Here is a 17,274-nt window from a genome sequence, read left to right as displayed (position 1 = left end):
CTCATCTATGGACGTCTCATTGACCGCGCTGTTTTGTTCGTTCATAGCTAATCAATACCTCATTGCGAAGGTCTTCCCAGATCTCCTGATACAGATTGACAAATCTTGGCTAAGCGGATCTCCGCCACATTGCGTGGACGTGGCAGATCGATGGTGTAAATGCCTTTGACCGTGGCCGGACCAGCGGTCAGCACACAGACCCGATCCGCCAGTGAGATGGCCTCTTCCAGGTCATGGGTAACAAAGACGACAGAGGCGGAGCTTGCTGACCACAACTGGAGAAGTTCATCTTCCATCAGTGTGCGGGTCTGTACATCCAGGGCGCTGAAAGGCTCATCCATCAGGAGGATCTGCGGTTCGTTGATAAAGGTCTGGGCCAGCGCCACACGTTTACGCATGCCGCCAGAAAGCTGATGTGGATAACGATCCTCAAAGCCAGCTAATCCGACGCGGGCGATCCAATCTCGTGCCTGCGCGAAGGCCTCGGCCTTAGGTTTGCCGCGAAAGAGCGGACCCGTAGCCACATTGCGCAAGACATTTTTCCAGGGAAAGACGGCATCAGATTGAAACACATAGCCAATACGTGGATCAATATCCTGAACCTGTTTTCCCATCACCTGAACCTCACCAGCGCTGGGGCGCTCAAGGCCAGAGATCAGGCCGAGGGTAGTCGATTTGCCGCAACCAGTTGGTCCGACGATCGCACAGAACTCGCCAGGTGCAATGCTCAGGTTGAGATCGCGCAGCGCTGTATATGTTTGGCCATTGGGGGTCAAAAAGCGCTTGGTCACATTGCGTAACTCAATGGCGGATTTCAGTGTATTAAAGGTATGTTGTGGCGAAATTGATGAATTTGTCATAGATAAAGCGGTGATCACCGAACCCCTTTCTCGGCTAGTCTGCTGGCACCACTTTGTGCGTACCAGTTCGATTATTCACACGCAGGCAGTTTGTATCTGCAAATAAAGATTTATGGTTACACATTATATGTAAACCTGTAGAGGAAGTATAGTCTCCAAACCATAAACGAAACATAAACGTGCCACGGGTGAATGTAAACAGAGTATAAACATTCCATTTTGGCGCCTGCGGCGCCGGGTTGGGCGTGTGGAGTGTGTGGTGAGCGGCTGCGGCCGCTCACCACACACTCCACACCTGAAAGAATGGACATCTTATTGCTTGCTGGTGATCTCCTTGCGATCTCTGGACGAACATGAAAAAGCCCTGCTGGGTTTGAGCTACAATTGACGTTGTTAGCCTCTCGATGTTACGCTTGACAATGATCGCGCCAGAAAGGATATCTGGCCATATTAACAGCAAGCGGAAGGTTGGAGGATTTGTATCTATGGCCTCGTCATCTATTATTGTTCGCCCATTAGCGACCCAGGAGGAGATAGAGAAGCAGTTTATCTGGGCCGACCAGGCTTTTTCCCAAAATCCTGATCCCGACAAGGCGCGGGATTGGAGCCGGGTCTTCCTTACACAGCCGGACTTTCAGGCCAGGCAATTGCGGGGGGCATTTCGTGATGGTAAACAGCTTGGTGGCTATGCGCTCTTTGAATGGATATTGCGTATGGGCGTGGCGCGCATCTCCGTCGGCTGTATCGGCATGGTCGTAGTCGATCCGGATACACGTAAGCAGGGGGTTGCCAGCGCGCTGATGCATGATGCTATTCAGTTCGCGCGTGAGCAGGGACATAGCCTGCTCCTGCTGGATGGTATCCCCAAGTTTTATCATCGCTACGGCTACACCGATATCTTTGATGTCACCACGTATGATGTCAACCGCGCGGCGATCCTGGCTCATCCTGCCAGCCCTTATACGGTGCGTCGCGCCACCCCCGAGGACGCCCAGGCCATCCTTGATCTGTACGAGCGGCGCCTTGGTGGCTACACTGGCAGCTTTGAACGCTCTCTTGAGAAGCAGGAGCACCTGCTGCGCAATCGTCTCAGCAGGAATGTGGTCTTGCTGGCGTTCTCGCCCGCTGGGACCAGCGAAGGCTATCTGGTTGCTTCTCGTGAGCCGAAGGCGGTGCATGCCATAGAACTTGCAGCCGATAACTGGTTGGCCCAGAGCGCGCTCATGCAGGCCCATGTTCATCTCTCCGATGGACCAGAGGCACCCGAAGCACATACCTATTATCTGCCGCCGAATTCAGCCGAACTATATAATGTTGTTGATCGGTTTGAAGTGCCTGATACCTCGGAGTGGAAAGATCCCGCCCAGGAATGGGGCATTCGCACCTTCCAGTTTCATCATCGCAATACTGGCTGGATGGGACGTTTTGTCCATTTGCCTGCACTCTTCAATGCTATGCTGCCCGAGCTTGAGGCGCGCTGGCAACGTTCCCTGGCCCAGTGGACAGGCGAGCTCCATTTTGTCGTTGGCGACGAAAGCGTTACCCTGAGCATTAATAGCAAAGCAATGCATAGCGTTGCCGCACCAGCGCCGGCTGCTATCACCTTCCAGTGCTCGCCGCAGAGCTTTGCCCAACTGGTCTTTGGGTACCGTCCTGTCTCGTGGGTGCTCTCACAACATCCCCAGCAGCTACCCGATACGGCCTTATCCGTGCTTGAGCTGCTTTTTCCTACCGGACATACCTGCATCAGCTTCACTGACTGGTTTTAACTGCCCGTTACCCCTTATCCTTTCACTCTTCAGGTAAAGGATAAGGGCTTTTGTTGTGCGTGCCCATGGTTTCGGGTTATGTTTGGTCAGGTAGCTGGTAGTGTTTATAGTGGAAGGATTCTAGCATGGCTATTACACGACATTTATTTCTCGGTGTGAATGATCTGCCGCGCTTGCTCGACCTTGTGCGCAAGATGCCCTCTTCCTGTCGCCATATCGTTGACTGGCCCTGGCGCTTGAGCACACCGGCCATCCAGGCCGGTGGCGATGCTGTTTTCTGGGAGGATGAAGCAGGGTTGATGGTTGGTTTTGCCGCCTGGCAATATTATTGGGCGGCGCTTGATTTTTTCATCCTGCCTGGCCCACTGCAGGATGAAGTTGAGGCCGACCTCTTTTCCTGGGCGGATCAGCGCTTTCGTGAGCGGGACGCTGCGCGTGGCAAGCCGCTACCTTACTGGGGAGAGTTCTGGCAGGAAGACCATGATCGACAACAGCTATTGCAGGCCCATGGTTTTGTTGTTGATGAGTATGAGCGCTACGTCTATCTGGAGCATCCACTTGAAAATCTCCCCACTGTTCCAGCATTGCCTGTGGGTTTTACGCTGCGCAGCCTGCGTGGAGTCGAAGAGGTAGCAGCCTACGCGGAACTCCATCGTGCCGCATTTCAAACCCCCTCAATGACCCCTGAGTGGAGGGCCAGAACACTGCAGATGCCCTCATATCGTCCAGAACTGGACCTGGTGATAGTGGCACCCGATGGTTCTCTGGCTGGTTTCTGTGTTGGCTGGCTGGAACCCGCGCGCCAGCTAGCCCAGATTGAGCCGATTGGCGTGCATCCACGTTTCCAACACCATGGCCTTGGTCAGATATTGTTGTTAGAGATACTCCAGCGCTTCAAACAACATGGAGCCTTAAAAGCAATCGTGGAGACGGATTTGGATCGCTCACCCGCCCGGCATGCTTATGCGTCAGCAGGCTTTCAGCAGGCCCATATCGTCCGTGCCATTGGCAAATGGGTGAATCCCGCTGATTGATCAAGTTGATCATGCTTGAGCTCACCGTGATGTGGGATGGAGAGCCTCTCCATCCCACATCACGGTGAGCTCACTTTTAGCGAACTATCAAAATAGTAAATTAAGCAGAGAGAAATAGGTAATTGAGATGTGTCAATAAGCTGAATTAATGATATTATACTAGCACAAAAGAGGAGCTATACAGCTTGCCGCGCCTCTATGATTGTTTCGAGACACAACAAAATCTTAATAGACTAAATAGAAGAAAGCCTATCGTAAAGTTCTATTTTCATAGAAAGATGTAAAAAGTCACGATGTCTATTAACAAGTTTTTTAGATCATACTTTGCAGGCATCATCGTATTTTTCGTAGCTTTGATTGTCCGCGTTGGTTATAACTTAACAGTCGGACGAGGCTATCAACCCTTATTTGATGCCCATTTTTTTCGAGATACAGGCTTAAATATCGTTAACGAACATTGTTTCTGTTTGCCTGCCCATGTCCAATCAGTTGGACGTGCGCCTGCGTGGCCGACAATTATTGCGCTTATTTCTATACCATTTGGGCCGGCAACTATTTATCCACGCCTGTTTCTGTGTTGTACCGGGGCGGCTACATGCTTTGTCGTCTATCTATTTGCCAGGAATCTATTTGGGCAACGTATAGCTATAATTACAGGCTTACTGGCAGCAATTTATCCCGGACTATTCATTTATGATGGTTGGTTATATGCAGAGGGTTTCTATACTTTTACCCTGACCTGTTTTTGTTTTGCTCAATTTAAAGTGCTACAGACGAAAAAAATCTCCTGGATTATTGCAAGTGGATTTTTTATTGCCTTGTCGGCTTTAACACGACCGAATGGCTTAATGCTCATTGGCCTCATTGGGATCTGGGCGATAATCTTATGTGTAAGCAGGCAGCTTTCCTGGAAAGTTGGCATACAAGCTGTGGTGATCTCAGCTTTTGTGGCCTCGCTCTTGATCATTCCCTGGACTATTCGTAATTATGCGGTGACAGGTAAGATCATACCAATAGAAATTAGCGAAGGCGCAACGATTGCCGGATCATACAATGATACCGTGCTGAAAGCTAATCCTTATGGTTATGGAATGTGGATGCCGAACAGCCATATTTCTCCACCCTTAAAGGACTATTCAGATGCTGGCGAGACTGCAGCAGGACTGCATTGGATACGTACACATCTTAGTTCGATGCCATATTTGCTGACGCTGCACTTTCGTAACATGTGGATTCCCTATACTTCCGATGAAGGGCTGCCAATGATACAGTTTCCCACGCGCCTCTCATCACATATCGTCTCGGATATGATCTGGATCATGACGCCGATCATTATCCTACTGGCTTTCCTGGGATTGCTCATGACCTGGCGGCGTTGGAAAGATTTGTTAGGTGTTTACCTCACGATTTTATTGACCTGTGCTGTCTGTATTGTATTCTACGGCAGTTCCAGATTTCGCGCGCCCATCGAGCCATTGCTTGTACTACTAACCGGAGCTTGTATCTGGTGGCTCAGCAGTGATGCACCTGGCACGCTTCGCTACTATCGGCACTACAAAAAATGGCGTGTGTAGCTAGTCGCCAGCGATAAATATAGCTTACTTGCAAGTGCTTCTCATAATCAACTTATGAAGAAGCACTCTTTTTTATGGTAAAAGCATTGCCTGCAATAGTGTATTTATCAATGAGGCGGTAAGAGACGATCGATGGCCCCCAGAGCGATCTGGTATACCAGGGGTGCCACATCTTCCAGGGAACGGTCTGGTCCGGCGAGGCTATCAAAGCTCTCAAAGCTGAGCAGGGCGAAAAGTGCATTGCTTGCTTTCGTAAGTGTTTCAGCACTGGAAGATCCACGCTGCTCTGCTATGCGATTAATAAGTACACTTGTCCCTTTAGTGCGCCGCTCATCGCGCTTGCGGATGACTTGCTCGAATTCTGGATCAAGGGCGGCCAGCGCGCGCAATCTTCTGGTGACGAGCCGATCCGTATTCCAAAAATGACTGAAAATTGTAATGTACTGCTCAAGCGCAGCATACGGATCTGGCTGGCGAAAAGCACTTGCTAATTGTTCCATACCTCCACTGGCCGCCAATGAGTCGCATAGCGCTTCCAGCAGCCCTGTTTTAGAGCCAAACTGATGATAGACCGTCATACGAGCCACATCGGCTTGTTTGGCTACCAGCTCCATCGAGAATTGTGAGAAACCATTTTCTGCCATCAATAGCTCACGGGTCGCATTGATGATACGCATTCGGGTTTGTTCGGTTGTCGCCTGACGCTGACCGAGTCGATAAGCACGGGGACTCATATAGGCCTTGCCACCTTGCTAAATTTAATTGTATAATCTGTATATCCAAATTATAATCATTTAGACAGATCATCTGCTTAATAATAGGGCCGATCAAGAGTTTATGCAAAGATATAAAGTTTTGGCCTGAGGATGGTCACCTGTACTGTAGGAGGATGCATGATGCTAAAACCATTTCGCTTTAGCGTGGTAGGGGGCAACTCCCAATCACGTATGGCCTGGATCAATTTCGCTCGTAGGGCTGAAGAGCTTGGTTATGATAGCCTGTTATTGCCAGATCGTACACAAATGAAGCTGGCCCCGTTTGCAGCACTGGCCGTGGCGGCCGCAGCAACTACCACATTACGGGTTGGCAGTTATGTTTTTTGTAATGATTATCGCCATCCCGCTCTCCTGGCAAAAGAGGTAGCTACCCTGGACCTGCTTTCAGAAGGGCGTTTTGAATTAGGGATTGGCGCCGGGGCTGGGGCAAATGATTATCGGCAACTCGGGCTACCATTTGAAGCTGCTGGCACGCGAGTGGGGCGTGTGGAGGAGGCCATTACGATTATTAAACAGTTCTTTACGGAAGAGCGTGTAAATTTCAGTGGTAAATACTACACTGTTGTTGATCTGCCAGGTCTGCCCAGGCCAGTGCAGCGACCACATCCACCTATCTTTATTGGCAGTGCCAGCCAACGCATGCTCTCAATTGCGGCTCGCCAGGCCAATATTGTTTCACCCACCGCCAGGTTTGCCAGACCGGGAGAAGCTATCAATGACGTGCCTCTGGAGCAAAAGATTGCCTGGGTGAGAGAGGCGGCTGGTGAGCGTTTTGCGCAGCTAGAATTGAGCCAGGCAGCTTACCAGCTCTCTATCAGCGACAATCCCGCTGAGGTTGTGCCTCCTGATGGGGCCCCTCCCATTCCCAGAAAAGCCATGAGCACCGAGCAAGCTGTAGAATACCTGCTGGCACAACGAGAACAGCTTGGCTTCTCCTATATTCAAGTCTATGATGGACAAATGGAGAACTTTGCTCCTGTCGTAGCACGTTTAAGGGGTAAATAAGCTGTTGTAGCAACATAGTTCTGCCAGGTTGTGTGGATATCCGTCCTATGATGGCAGATGCAGGTAACACGGTGACCCGGTAACACAGACGAGCCAGCCAGCCAGAGTTCAGGTTGCTCTGGCTGGCTGGCTCGTCTGTGTTTTATATGCATGAAATTCTATAGATACCCATAAAAAGGTTGACATTCCGTGCACGATCAGGTACATTGGTTAGTGTGATATATACACTAAGTCGAGCAAGCCTTATTGGATACCGATGAAAAGAGGAATATCATGGCTCTGTTTTCATACTTTAAAGCTGAACCAACCGAATACATTTTTGCTTATTCCAATGGCCGCGTTCTACGTCAGGGGGCAGGTCGCTCTTTCTGGTACTGGGGACCCAGCACAACCATTGCGCGAGTGCCACTATCAACCGTGGATACCCCTTTCATTTTTAATGAGACGACCAGCAATTTTCAAGCCGTCACCGTACAGGGACAAATTACGTATCGGGTGATTGAGCCCCAGACGATCTCTCAATTATTGAACTTTACCATTGATCCACGCACCCATACCTATCGTAGTGAAGATCCGGCCAGGCTCAATCAACGCATCGTTAATATTGTCCAGATGCATACCCGTAATCTGTTGCAGCAGCTTTCGCTGGAGGATGCCCTGCGTAGCTCGGAGTTGCTGGCGCGCAACGTTTTTGAGCGTTTAAGTGCTGAGCAGGCCTTGACCCAGATGGGGATTGCCTGTGTAAGTCTGTTTTATACCACCCTTAAGGCGTCACCTGAGATGACCAAGGCTTTGGAGGCGGAACATCGCGAGGCATTGCAGCAGCGAGCTGACCAGGCTATCTATTCACGCCGGGCTGAAGCAGTCGAGCAGGAGCGCAAGATCAAACAGAACGAGCTGGCGACCTCGGTGGCACTGGAGCAGAGTCGGAAAGAGCTGGTCAATTTGAAAGGTGAGAATGCTCGCCAGGAAGCTGAATTTGAGGCAGAAGCCACACGTGTACGCTTGAATCCTTATCGTGAGCTGCAACCACAGCAGTTGCTGGCCCTGGCCTTCCGTCAGTTTGCCGACAACTCGCATAAGATTGGTAATCTGACCATCACCTCCGAAATCCTTGAACAATTGTTGAAGGGCTAAATGGTATGCCTGCTTGTAAACGGACGACGCGATGTCTATATGTCTACTCGTCCGTTTCTGGCTACAAAAGAAAGAGAGGTTCGCTATGGCTGGGATTGAGCGCATTGTGGTGGTCACCAAAAAGACCGCATTGGAGGAACTGGTCTATCGCCTGAATTCGCGCGAGCAGGCCCGTTTTTATCTTGAGCAGAATCAGATCCCATTTCGTGATTATGAATTAGAGGATCAGCAGTATCAGCTGGCCGTTGCCAGTGTGAAGAGACAACTGCCAGCCAGTATCAAGCAGCAGTTTATTGAGCGCGACTTCTTAGCTACCTATCAGTTTGATGAGCACGACCTGATCATCACACTGGGTCCTGATGGGCTGGTCATCAATACCGCCAAATACCTGACTGATCAGCCCATTCTTGCCCTCAATCCCGATCCGCAGCGTGTCGATGGGGTTTTGATTCCTTTTCATTATGAACAGACACGCTCATGCGTTGACCGTGTCCTGCAAGGGCGAGGCAAGATTACCCATGTCTCGATGGTCAAAGCAGCCCTCAACGATGGACAGGTTCTGTATGCTATCAATGACCTCTTTATTGGTCCACGCAGCCATACCTCGGCCCGCTACCGGCTGCAACTGGGACGCCAGAGCGAGGCCCAGATCTCAAGCGGCATTATTGTTTCTACGGGAGCTGGCTGTACCGGCTGGCTACGCTCAATTACCCAGGGAGCCTGGTCGGTTGCCTCATATTTTGGGGAAGGCAGCGAGCAACCGCCACAGATCGAACAACTGGCCCTGGGCTGGGAGTCCGAGAAGGTCTGGTTTACCGTGCGCGAACCTTTCGTCTCCAAAATCTCGCAGGCCAACCTTGTCTTCGGCCAGCTGCAGCGCGGCCAGGAACTGATCATCACCTCGCAGATGCCAGAAAATGGGATCATCTTTAGTGATGGTATCGAAAGCGACTATCTCGCCTTTCCATCTGGCTTTATCGCCCGCATCGGTCTGGCCGAACGTAAAGCCCACTTGATCGCTCGGGGGTAAAAAACAAGTTTGTACCGTTGTACCTAGTCCTTAGCGGCGAGCACGACCTGATAAATCCAGGGTGGGGCAAACAAGATTTTTCGTTTTATATGTATGAATCCTTGCCGCGCGCATGAAATCCAGATCGGTTCAGACATATACTCATTCCAATATATCTCGTGCATAAAGAATGCCAGTAGCTTGTTGATCATTTGATCAACGGAAGGCCAGGGCACAACCTGTTGAATGGCATCAAAGATCAGGAAGTGGCCGCCCGGGGTAAGGATACGCTGCGCCTCCTGGATTACAGCTCTGGCTGTCGAGCGGGGGAGCTCATGAAAAAGAAGGGAGGCCATAACGAGATCCGCATAGCCATCCACAAAGCCGGTCTCCTCGGCACAGGCATGGCGTAATTGCGTGCGCTGCTGCAGGCCAAAGCATTGCACCTGTCGCTGGGCCGCTACCAGCTGATAAGGCGATAGATCTAGCAGAATGAGTTCGGTATCGGGCATGCGTTGAGCCAGTCTGATACTTGTCAAGGCCGTACCGCAACCGAGATCCACAATGCGTTGAGGATGGGTGGCCTGTGCTATAGAGATCAGGGCCGGACGAACACGCTGAATTCCAAAAATGTGTTCGATAAGTTCCCAGCCAAATGCCTGCCAGTTAGATAAATAGCCTGTTGCTACGCCGTGATGGGGGACCAGATAATATGGTGGATATACCAGCTCAACATTACAGAGCGTCCTTGCTTCCCTTTCCCAATCGAGATTATCATAGAGCTCTTGAGCTGAAGGAACCAGGATATGACCCACATAGCGATTCAGGCTTTCTTTCCACGCTGCTGGTTGTGTAGAAAACTGCTCAAGTAGCATCAGGACCTCCCTATGAACAAGTACGTATCACTGCGAGAGAAGATATATCCTCCCCCACAGTGAATAAGCGTGAAACTTAACCAGTCGCAGGATCAGCTCTTTCTGTCCAGGAAGAAGTTGCTCTTCAGGCATTTACATGGAAGAGGTAGCTGGCCTAACGGTCATGGCTTCTCTACCTGATATCACACTGCTGGTGAGCAGTATAAAGCCGAAGCCAATTTTTGCTACTACATCCAATAAGGCGAATATGACGACTTCGGCTGTCAAAGGCAGGACGCGGAAACCCTCAACTCCGAGCAACCACACAATCGGGTAACAGACCCATAGGATAAGCGTAAGCAAGGATAGATTCCCGAACAACCTGCCAACGCTCCCACCACGATTCCTGGCATCTCCAAAGAGTTGTACTAGCAGGATATAAAGTACAACCACGAAGGCGATGGTGCTTGAGGCAAACCAGATGTATTTAGTTGGATCATTTATCGATCCAGCAATCAATCCTGTTATAATCATATACACATCAGCTCCGATTAGGGTCGCGACTGTCCCGGCACGTGCGGTGATGGAAGGAACAGCCAGCAGAGCCAGATCCAGGAGCAAGAGCGGTGTCGTAAACACCCAGTCAATATAGCGCGCAAAGAAGAAAACACGGCCGCCGATAAGGACGCTACCATGTCCCGTTGCCATCGCAAAGTAAGATGTGGCAGCGATCAAGGCAACCAGCGAGGTAGCAGAGAAAAAAGATCTGTTTGCCGCAGGAGCTTTGACCATGAGGGCGAGAAAAGCGAGCAGCCCTAGAACCATGATCGCAGTTCCAATCCAGAGGGTAGTAGTTATTGGACCCATGTGTGTAAACTCCTCCAGGTTATGTCTATACAGAATGCGCTTGCCGCGTTCTACAATAACTTCCTAAAGACACGTCTGCCACTGCAGAGAAACATTCACATTACCCCACCTTTCAGCTCTATTTTTGTAATTAGCCCCTGAAACGTATCATTCTGGAACTATCATAGAGACGTCGTCTGTATGATTTTTGATACAAATCATGTCATACACAGTTAAAATACACCGATTGCAAGCATCTATGAGTACCGCAGCCCGAGTAATTACCCTGCAAAACCCTGCGTGCGTAGAGCATAACTTTTATCAACATTGTTATGCATGTGTTTATAATTTTGTATTCTAATTCCCTATGAGTAACGTAATAAAAACAGTTGATTGTTTTATGATTCAGTTGTTCAAAATCAACTTTCATATTATTGTGCTTGGTTTTGGCGCAATAGCTTGTTCGAGCTCATATATGTAATGGATAGCATTGAAAGGAAAGGAATTCGGCCTCACGATTGTATTCTATTGTGAACAGTGTGGTGCGAGCAGCCAGTGAACTTTCTCGCGTGCCTGTCTCCGCTCCAATGGGTATCTCCATCTGGGTAATTTAGTTGTCCAGTGGAGCGTGCTCTCGGATTTATTTCTAATTTTGTCTTACGACTATCTCTGTTTGTATAACAATCATATGCATCTCTTCCAGTTTAGCTACAACGGGATGCAGACAACATGTAAGCTGGCGCAGAACACATGGACATTTCATCAGCACGCCTGCGAGGACGCACCCTTGTTTCGCTCCATAGCAAACAAACCCGCCAGAGTCCAGCGAAGTATTGTGACAACGAGCGATGCGACGGCGTGAGGTAAAGAGCGGGCAGCGGTAAGTAGTTAACGTCAACCCTTGGCTGCATCTGCGGTTCCGGCCCCGCCAGGGGTATCACCGTGAGAGCTATGGGTGTTGAACTATGATAGTGGTGCATCTTACAGATCTTATCTGTGGCTATAGCCTTGTTCATCGCGGGCATGAGCGCAGACAATCTGTCTGTCGATAGCTACGAGGTCGGGCCGTTGACCGTAGCTATGTACGGTCAGTCGAGACATAGCCTCTCGAAGTTCCATCCAGGCTGCCTCGCATTTTGGGCCAAGGCACCTTATCAGATTCCAACGCCAAGGGAAGTCGCGCGGACAGCGCAAAGATTTAGACTCGGTCCGCAAAACGAAAGGTTTTCGTCAACGAGGCTTCTTGAGTTACCTCTGATGAGTGTTGAGACGCCCGGGCTGGCAGCTAGAGGCGCCTCCAGAGTATAAATATCGCGGCCGCCGCTTGTCTTGTCTGCTAGTTCACCAGTATGCGGCGAAGGTTGCACAGCTAGACCGGGACTGTCGCCCATTTGAGACACGCGAACCAAGTCATGGTCAATCTCATTGGGACCTTTAGCAGTTTAAATCGCCCGCCGGGCTAATTACGCCGGGGACAAACGAACCGAGCACACAGGGAGAATACCGAGGTTCATATGACACATAACTTTACTGTCGTTCAGGCACGTACGCCCTATTTACCAGGTTGAATAAACCAACCAGGATCGAAAAATAAACTAACATGGCACCATGGCCTCGGGATAGCTAGAGTCACCAGATGGACAGGCGATAATCATAACTATCGAGCGCCACAGAACCATGAGCATCAGCATATTCAAGTTACCTGCACTACGCCGGAACCCCCTATAGACAATCGCCAGCAGGCTGAAGCAACAGCCATCGCACCATGCTCCAGTATGTACCCACAACTCAGCAGTTCACCCAAATAATCCTCGCAGCAGCGCTAAAAAGCGTTGTAGCTGTTTTTTTACCATCAGAGCGCCTCTGATGTTTCATAACATAGGGGCGCCCTTATTGTTTGATTCCTCCACTTTTGGGAAAATCCTGGTTAACTACATGTGGGATTTTTTTCGCTAAAAACGGTAATTGCATCTCACCTGGAACAGTTGAATGAGTATAATTGGATTAATGAGGCCTCCGACGGATTATCTAGTCCGCATTGCGATAAAAGACTCTACAATTACCATATTGCTCACAGAGCTTTTCCGCGCTGTTGAAAGTGGCCTTCCATGGAATATGTCTCGGGCTAGCTGATGGGATGAATATAGATGCTCGTTCGATACAGGATTTCACCTCGCGACAATTGAAGAGACACAGACTTCATGTGTTGTCTCACAATATGTTACTTTCTATACTATATTTGACTTGTCTCAAATGTCAACGCACTATCTGAGAGAACCGATACTTGTCTGCTATTTATGTCGAGCGCAGTATTAACAGGTATGAATCTTATCTATGAGCTACTGTCTTCGAGCCGATATCCAATATGCATGCCTTTTATTGCTTTCGACCTAGCTCCTATTCTAAACCACCACAAAATAATGTCCTGCTCAATACAGGCAAGGACTCTATTACGGTAGACTATGATGTGTTGTTGGTACAACCAGATCTTGAAGTATGTTTACTTAAGGCACATTCCATTTGGATGGCCAGTAAGCCGTCACTGGGAACTCAGACATCAATCTCCTCGTCGCTGTATCCTATTGATCATCGCTACAGCTAATTCGCTAGTGACAATGGCCGCGACATCAGTGTTGCGGTATAGACCGCAGTCCACAGGCCCTCCTCTTACCGCTTTTTTATATCGCTTTAGCAGGCGACATGATGAAGGAATCCATACCAGCGAGCAATCTTGGAGCTCAAACGGTCGCTTCTGCTTAAATGACTTATACTACAGCTGCAGACAGTCCATTATTCATTGAGGTAATCATGAAGAATTATGCACTCCAGCCGCTGATGTATTTAGACCGGTGCCATAGTAGCACTCAGGATCGTTGCACCCGCCAGAGATTCAAGAGATGAGTTTATTCGAAGTTTGTAGCTAGCCCCAAGTAGAAGTAGCGAATTCGACTAACTCATCCTAGAGAAGTATCGGATTACTTTAAACCCTTGGAGTCTGTACTGATACGTAGCTAGCGGTAACTCAATATCCAGTTGATCGCGCGTCGCTCTATGGATGCTGAGCAGTATCATAGAGTAGCAGTACTGTATATAACGATGTAGTTAGCCACAGAGGGATGTGATTCCGAGAATAACGATACAAACCGTGTCTCTCTCCTGTGATCATGAAGCAGCGCGTATTTGCCACTAACCTGGGGCATAGCGCGGGTGTCTACGGATTGATAGTGTCAACTGGTCACCGGATGGGCATAAAATTGCCTCGGCTGGTGATGATGGCAACATACAGATTTGTGATGCCCTGACTGGCGCAACGATCCTACGTTACAAAGGCCACGCTGGACAGTGGACACTGAATGCAGCCTGGTCCTCGGATGGAGAATGGATCGCATCTGGCGGGGACAATATTCATATCTGGCACACCAGGACAGGTACATGTAGATATATATATTCTGGGCATAATACCGCTGAGCATTGGATTGATGCTATTGCCTGGTCACCTGATGACTCCTTGATTGCATCTTGTTGTACTGAAAATAGCTTACACATCTGGGACGCACAGACCGGTGCCAATCAGTGTGTGTGCCAGCATCCATATACCGGTGGGCAATTGCAAGGACTTGTTTCAAACGCGCTGGCCTGGGATACGGCGGCGTACGCAGAAAATGCCAATCCAAGCCTGACTTTTGCCAGTGGTAACAGGGTTGTTAGCCGCATAGAGATCGTCGTTGGAGGAAATTAAAAATGAATGCTTGCTTGATTGCAGATAGACAACAATGGAACGAATTTATTGGTAAAGCTCAATTTGGAGCCATTACGCAGACATATGAGTGGGGAGAATTGGCCGGACATGCCGCTTCAAAACCTTTATATTGTGGTGTAGTGGATGAGCAGGAGCAACTCTGTGCGGCCATGCTGGTCCTGATAATGTATGTCCCAACGCTCAAGAGCACTTATTTTTATGCTCCACGTGGTCCAATTGTAGCCGACTTCGATGGAGCAGCGTTGGCGCTCCTCTTTAATTTCGTTAATAGCCTGGCCCGACGTCACAAAGCTTTTATGCTGAAGATCGATCCGGTGGCGGAAGAACATGATGTCACCTGGTCACAGTTCTTCAGGCAACACGGCTTTCGACCCAATGAGAGCGTTTTACATGGGCGCAATGAATGGGTGCTGGATATTTATCCAGACGAGAAAGAGCAGCTTTCCAGGATGAAAGAGAAATGGCGTTATAATGTTCGCCTTTCTCAGCGTAAAGGGGTTATTATTCGCCAGGGACATGAACCAGAGGACCTGCAGACCTTTCATCGCATTTACCAGGAAACGGGTGAGCGCGATCAATTCTATGTACACTCGCTTGAGCATTTTCAATATATGCTGCGTCTATTTGAGCCAGGCGAGAAGGCGGCGCTCTTTCTAGCGGAATACGAAGGAAAGGCGATTGCGGGCATTATCCTTATGCGTTGTGGCAAATGGTGCTGGTATCGTTATGGGGCCTCCTCGGCCCAATGTCGCAACGTCATGCCCAACCACCTGTTGCAGTGGCAAGGACTGCAATGGGGACGCGCGCATGGCTGTACCCACTATAACTTTATGGGCATCCCGGCCATCCTTACCGAGCCCGAAGGTCCTAAAGATCCCAACTGGGGTGTCTATACTTTTAAACGTGGTTTTGGTGGCTATGCCCGCTGTTCCATGACCAGCCAGGAGAAGGCTTACAATGCGGCCGTCTATGGCCTCTACAACCTGATTCGTAGTCTTAAACATGCTTATGACAATGCTATCTATGCCCGTTCAGCGCTGGCCCAAAAGCGTTTAACATATGCTGCCAGGAAACAGGAAAGCCCCGTTCCTGTTAAATAGGGATATTCGCACATTGGTAGTTTGAGATTGATGGTTTCGTGCCCCATCGATTTCATTGTGGAATGAAATCGATGGGGCACGAAACGGCTTAAACCTGCTGGCTTTAGCTGTCAGCAATTTTTGCGCGCAGCGGCCAGAGTAGAACAAGGCCAGCGATAATCCAGAGTCCGACGACCACTGGCACAAAGCTAAGGGGGGCTGGTCCTGGAGAGGCGAAGGCGGCCACAAAGATAGCTCCCATCAGCAGCGTGCTCAGGATCGGGATGAGCAGATGGCGGATGGGTTTGAACTGTCTGCGGCGCTGGCGCCAGAAGAAGCGGATGCAGGCCACGTTGACCAGGATATAAATAGGTAGGATGAAGAGGGCGTCCAGCGTGCCCAAGAAAGAAAAGGCGGTGATCGGCGTCATAAATATACCCATAGGAATACCACAGGCCAGGGCGAAGAGGCACAGGAAGGTAACGGCCCCGATCGGCGTCTGATGGGTGGCATGCGTCAACGCGGTCCAGCGTGGCAGCAGCCCATCTCGCCCGACGGTGTAAATGATGCGCGCACCACCATTGATGATGGCCAGGGCCGCGCTGAAAAACGAGAGCGTTCCGGCCAGATCGATGATGCTGGCAAAGAGACCGCCGCTAAAGTGGCGACCGATCGTATCAAATGGTGCTGGATCGTTTGCATAATCGGTTGCCATGTTGTTGATCCCATAGCCGATCGTAGCCACATAGGCCATCAAGACATAGAAGACACCCACCACCAGCATCGAGCCGAAGACCGCGCGCGGGATATTGCGATGGGGATTGCTGGTCTCCTCTCCCAACGTGGCAGCGGTTTCAAAACCAATAAAGCTCAACACCGCCAGGATAATCCCTACTGTCAGGTCTCCACCTTTGGGCACCTGCCCGATATTGAACGGGGCCGTGCTCAAACCGCCCTGGCTGCCCACGTGGAAGAAAACCAGTAACGCCAGAATCAGACAGATACCCATCTCAAATGCCAGCAGGGTCATATCCACGCTGAGGGATTGCCGAATACCTGTGTAGCAGAGCGCGAAAACGATGCCAACCGCCAGTACAAACCAGAAGATCCAGCTGACATTGAGGCCAAACCAGCGCTGCACCAGGGCCTGGATATTCGCGCTCATCAAGACAAAAGAATAGGGGGCACCGGTCGCGACGGCGATCAGGCCTAGCCAGCCAGTCAAAAAGCCCCAATGGGGACTGAGCCCTTCTCGTACATAGGTATAGGCCGAACCGCTGGAGGGCAACTCGCGCGATAGCTCACTGTATTGATTGGCGACCAGCAGGGCCACGATAAAGCCGATCACATAGCAGAGCGGGATGGCCGCACCCACCACACCGGCCTGAGGAATGGTATTAAAGAAGATCGAGGCAGCCGGGGACATCACGGCCACCGAAATCACCACAGCATGGCGCAGACCAAGTATCCCTTTTCCCAGTGCAGGAGCCGCTGTGCTCGTGGTCGCTGGCACCGGGGATGACGCATCACTCATGGGGGCTCTCCTTGCAGACAAATATGGATAATCAGTG

Annotated in this window: 13 protein-coding genes and 2 pseudogenes; 9 read left to right on the top strand and 6 right to left on the bottom strand. The window is 50.2% G+C overall.

Going from position 1 to position 17,274, the window contains the following annotated elements; all coding sequences use genetic code 11:
• Window positions 1-16: 16 nt before the first annotated feature.
• Window positions 17-860, bottom strand: a pseudogene (locus EL645_RS29285) (ABC transporter ATP-binding protein).
• 485 nt (window positions 861-1,345) lie between these two features.
• Between EL645_RS29285 and EL645_RS29280 the strand changes: the two are divergent.
• The 3 genes from EL645_RS29280 (at window position 1,346) to EL645_RS29270 (ending at window position 5,237) form a co-directional block, all read left to right on the top strand.
• On the top strand, window positions 1,346-2,629 hold the full coding sequence (locus EL645_RS29280; protein ID WP_161977789.1) for a GNAT family N-acetyltransferase: 1,284 nt from the start codon (window positions 1,346-1,348) through the stop codon (window positions 2,627-2,629).
• A gap of 125 nt (window positions 2,630-2,754) precedes the next feature.
• Window positions 2,755-3,663, top strand: coding sequence for a GNAT family N-acetyltransferase (locus EL645_RS29275; RefSeq protein WP_246035618.1), 909 nt, complete (start codon window positions 2,755-2,757; stop codon window positions 3,661-3,663).
• 293 nt (window positions 3,664-3,956) lie between these two features.
• Window positions 3,957-5,237 (top strand): ArnT family glycosyltransferase, encoded by a 1,281-nt coding sequence (locus tag EL645_RS29270; protein ID WP_126555273.1) that lies wholly within the window; start codon window positions 3,957-3,959, stop codon window positions 5,235-5,237.
• Window positions 5,238-5,344: 107 nt separating this feature from the next.
• On the opposite strand, the gene EL645_RS29265 is transcribed toward EL645_RS29270, so the two are convergent.
• Window positions 5,345-5,971 (bottom strand): TetR/AcrR family transcriptional regulator, encoded by a 627-nt coding sequence (locus tag EL645_RS29265; RefSeq protein ID WP_126555270.1) that lies wholly within the window; start codon window positions 5,969-5,971, stop codon window positions 5,345-5,347.
• Between the two features lie 159 nt (window positions 5,972-6,130).
• Between EL645_RS29265 and EL645_RS29260 the strand changes: the two genes are divergently transcribed.
• From EL645_RS29260 to EL645_RS29250, 3 genes are all read left to right on the top strand, one after another.
• A complete protein-coding gene (locus EL645_RS29260; RefSeq protein ID WP_246035617.1) occupies window positions 6,131-7,018 on the top strand; it encodes a TIGR03621 family F420-dependent LLM class oxidoreductase in 888 nt (295 codons plus the stop codon).
• 273 nt (window positions 7,019-7,291) lie between these two features.
• Window positions 7,292-8,155 carry an SPFH domain-containing protein gene (locus EL645_RS29255; protein ID WP_126555268.1) on the top strand — a complete coding sequence of 288 codons (864 nt, stop codon included), beginning with the start codon at window positions 7,292-7,294 and terminating at the stop codon, window positions 8,153-8,155.
• Between the two features lie 85 nt (window positions 8,156-8,240).
• Window positions 8,241-9,185, top strand: a complete 945-nt coding sequence (locus EL645_RS29250) for a diacylglycerol kinase catalytic domain-containing protein (protein ID WP_126555265.1) — start codon at window positions 8,241-8,243, stop codon at window positions 9,183-9,185.
• 23 nt (window positions 9,186-9,208) lie between these two features.
• Here the strand turns inward: EL645_RS29250 and EL645_RS29245 are convergent, their stop codons facing one another.
• The 3 genes from EL645_RS29245 to EL645_RS44645 all read right to left on the bottom strand — a co-directional run bounded on the left by EL645_RS29245 (window position 9,209) and on the right by EL645_RS44645 (window position 11,983).
• The gene (locus tag EL645_RS29245) at window positions 9,209-10,039 is read right to left on the bottom strand and encodes a class I SAM-dependent methyltransferase (RefSeq protein ID WP_126555262.1); all 831 of its coding nucleotides are present in this window, start codon (window positions 10,037-10,039) and stop codon (window positions 9,209-9,211) included.
• Window positions 10,040-10,171: 132 nt separating this feature from the next.
• A complete protein-coding gene (locus EL645_RS29240; protein ID WP_126555259.1) occupies window positions 10,172-10,885 on the bottom strand; it encodes a bacteriorhodopsin in 714 nt (237 codons plus the stop codon).
• 969 nt (window positions 10,886-11,854) lie between these two features.
• Window positions 11,855-11,983: a hypothetical protein gene (locus EL645_RS44645; RefSeq protein ID WP_281276430.1), complete on the bottom strand. Its 129-nt coding sequence runs from the start codon at window positions 11,981-11,983 to the stop codon at window positions 11,855-11,857.
• 2,098 nt (window positions 11,984-14,081) lie between these two features.
• On the opposite strand from EL645_RS44645, the pseudogene EL645_RS45915 reads away from it, so the two are divergent.
• The 3 genes and pseudogenes from EL645_RS45915 to EL645_RS29230 all read left to right on the top strand — a co-directional run.
• A pseudogene (locus EL645_RS45915) lies at window positions 14,082-14,420 on the top strand (WD40 repeat domain-containing protein); the annotation flags it as partial.
• Window positions 14,421-14,441: 21 nt separating this feature from the next.
• On the top strand, window positions 14,442-14,603 hold the full coding sequence (locus EL645_RS43280) for a hypothetical protein (protein ID WP_246035616.1): 162 nt from the start codon (window positions 14,442-14,444) through the stop codon (window positions 14,601-14,603).
• Window positions 14,604-14,605: 2 nt separating this feature from the next.
• Entirely contained in the window at window positions 14,606-15,724 is a 1,119-nt protein-coding gene (locus tag EL645_RS29230) for a lipid II:glycine glycyltransferase FemX (protein ID WP_126555256.1), read from the top strand.
• A gap of 103 nt (window positions 15,725-15,827) precedes the next feature.
• Here EL645_RS29230 and EL645_RS29225 read toward each other — a convergent pair whose 3' ends face one another.
• Complete coding sequence (locus tag EL645_RS29225) at window positions 15,828-17,237, bottom strand: APC family permease (protein WP_126555253.1); 1,410 nt, start codon at window positions 17,235-17,237, stop codon at window positions 15,828-15,830.
• Between the last annotated feature and the right edge of the window lie 37 nt (window positions 17,238-17,274).

It is taken from the genome of Dictyobacter kobayashii (assembly GCF_003967555.1).
Classification (GTDB): Bacteria; Chloroflexota; Ktedonobacteria; order Ktedonobacterales; family Ktedonobacteraceae; genus Dictyobacter; species Dictyobacter kobayashii.
The sequence above is the reverse complement of the archived record's forward strand: the minus strand, read 5'-3'. Positions and strand labels throughout refer to the sequence as shown.

Bases quoted from the DNA above. Each gene is read 5' to 3' on its own strand.
- EL645_RS29280 (WP_161977789.1), top strand. From the start codon at position 1,346: ATGGCCTCGTCATCTATTATTGTTCGCCCATTAGCGACCCAGGAGGAG.
- EL645_RS29275 (WP_246035618.1), top strand. From the start codon at position 2,755: ATGGCTATTACACGACATTTATTTCTCGGTGTGAATGATCTGCCGCGC.
- EL645_RS29270 (WP_126555273.1), top strand. From the start codon at position 3,957: ATGTCTATTAACAAGTTTTTTAGATCATACTTTGCAGGCATCATCGTA.
- EL645_RS29265 (WP_126555270.1), bottom strand. From the start codon at position 5,971: ATGAGTCCCCGTGCTTATCGACTCGGTCAGCGTCAGGCGACAACCGAA.
- EL645_RS29260 (WP_246035617.1), top strand. From the start codon at position 6,131: ATGATGCTAAAACCATTTCGCTTTAGCGTGGTAGGGGGCAACTCCCAA.
- EL645_RS29255 (WP_126555268.1), top strand. From the start codon at position 7,292: ATGGCTCTGTTTTCATACTTTAAAGCTGAACCAACCGAATACATTTTT.
- EL645_RS29250 (WP_126555265.1), top strand. From the start codon at position 8,241: ATGGCTGGGATTGAGCGCATTGTGGTGGTCACCAAAAAGACCGCATTG.
- EL645_RS29245 (WP_126555262.1), bottom strand. From the start codon at position 10,039: ATGCTACTTGAGCAGTTTTCTACACAACCAGCAGCGTGGAAAGAAAGC.
- EL645_RS29240 (WP_126555259.1), bottom strand. From the start codon at position 10,885: ATGGGTCCAATAACTACTACCCTCTGGATTGGAACTGCGATCATGGTT.
- EL645_RS44645 (WP_281276430.1), bottom strand. From the start codon at position 11,983: ATGGAACTTCGAGAGGCTATGTCTCGACTGACCGTACATAGCTACGGT.
- EL645_RS29230 (WP_126555256.1), top strand. From the start codon at position 14,606: ATGAATGCTTGCTTGATTGCAGATAGACAACAATGGAACGAATTTATT.
- EL645_RS29225 (WP_126555253.1), bottom strand. From the start codon at position 17,237: ATGAGTGATGCGTCATCCCCGGTGCCAGCGACCACGAGCACAGCGGCT.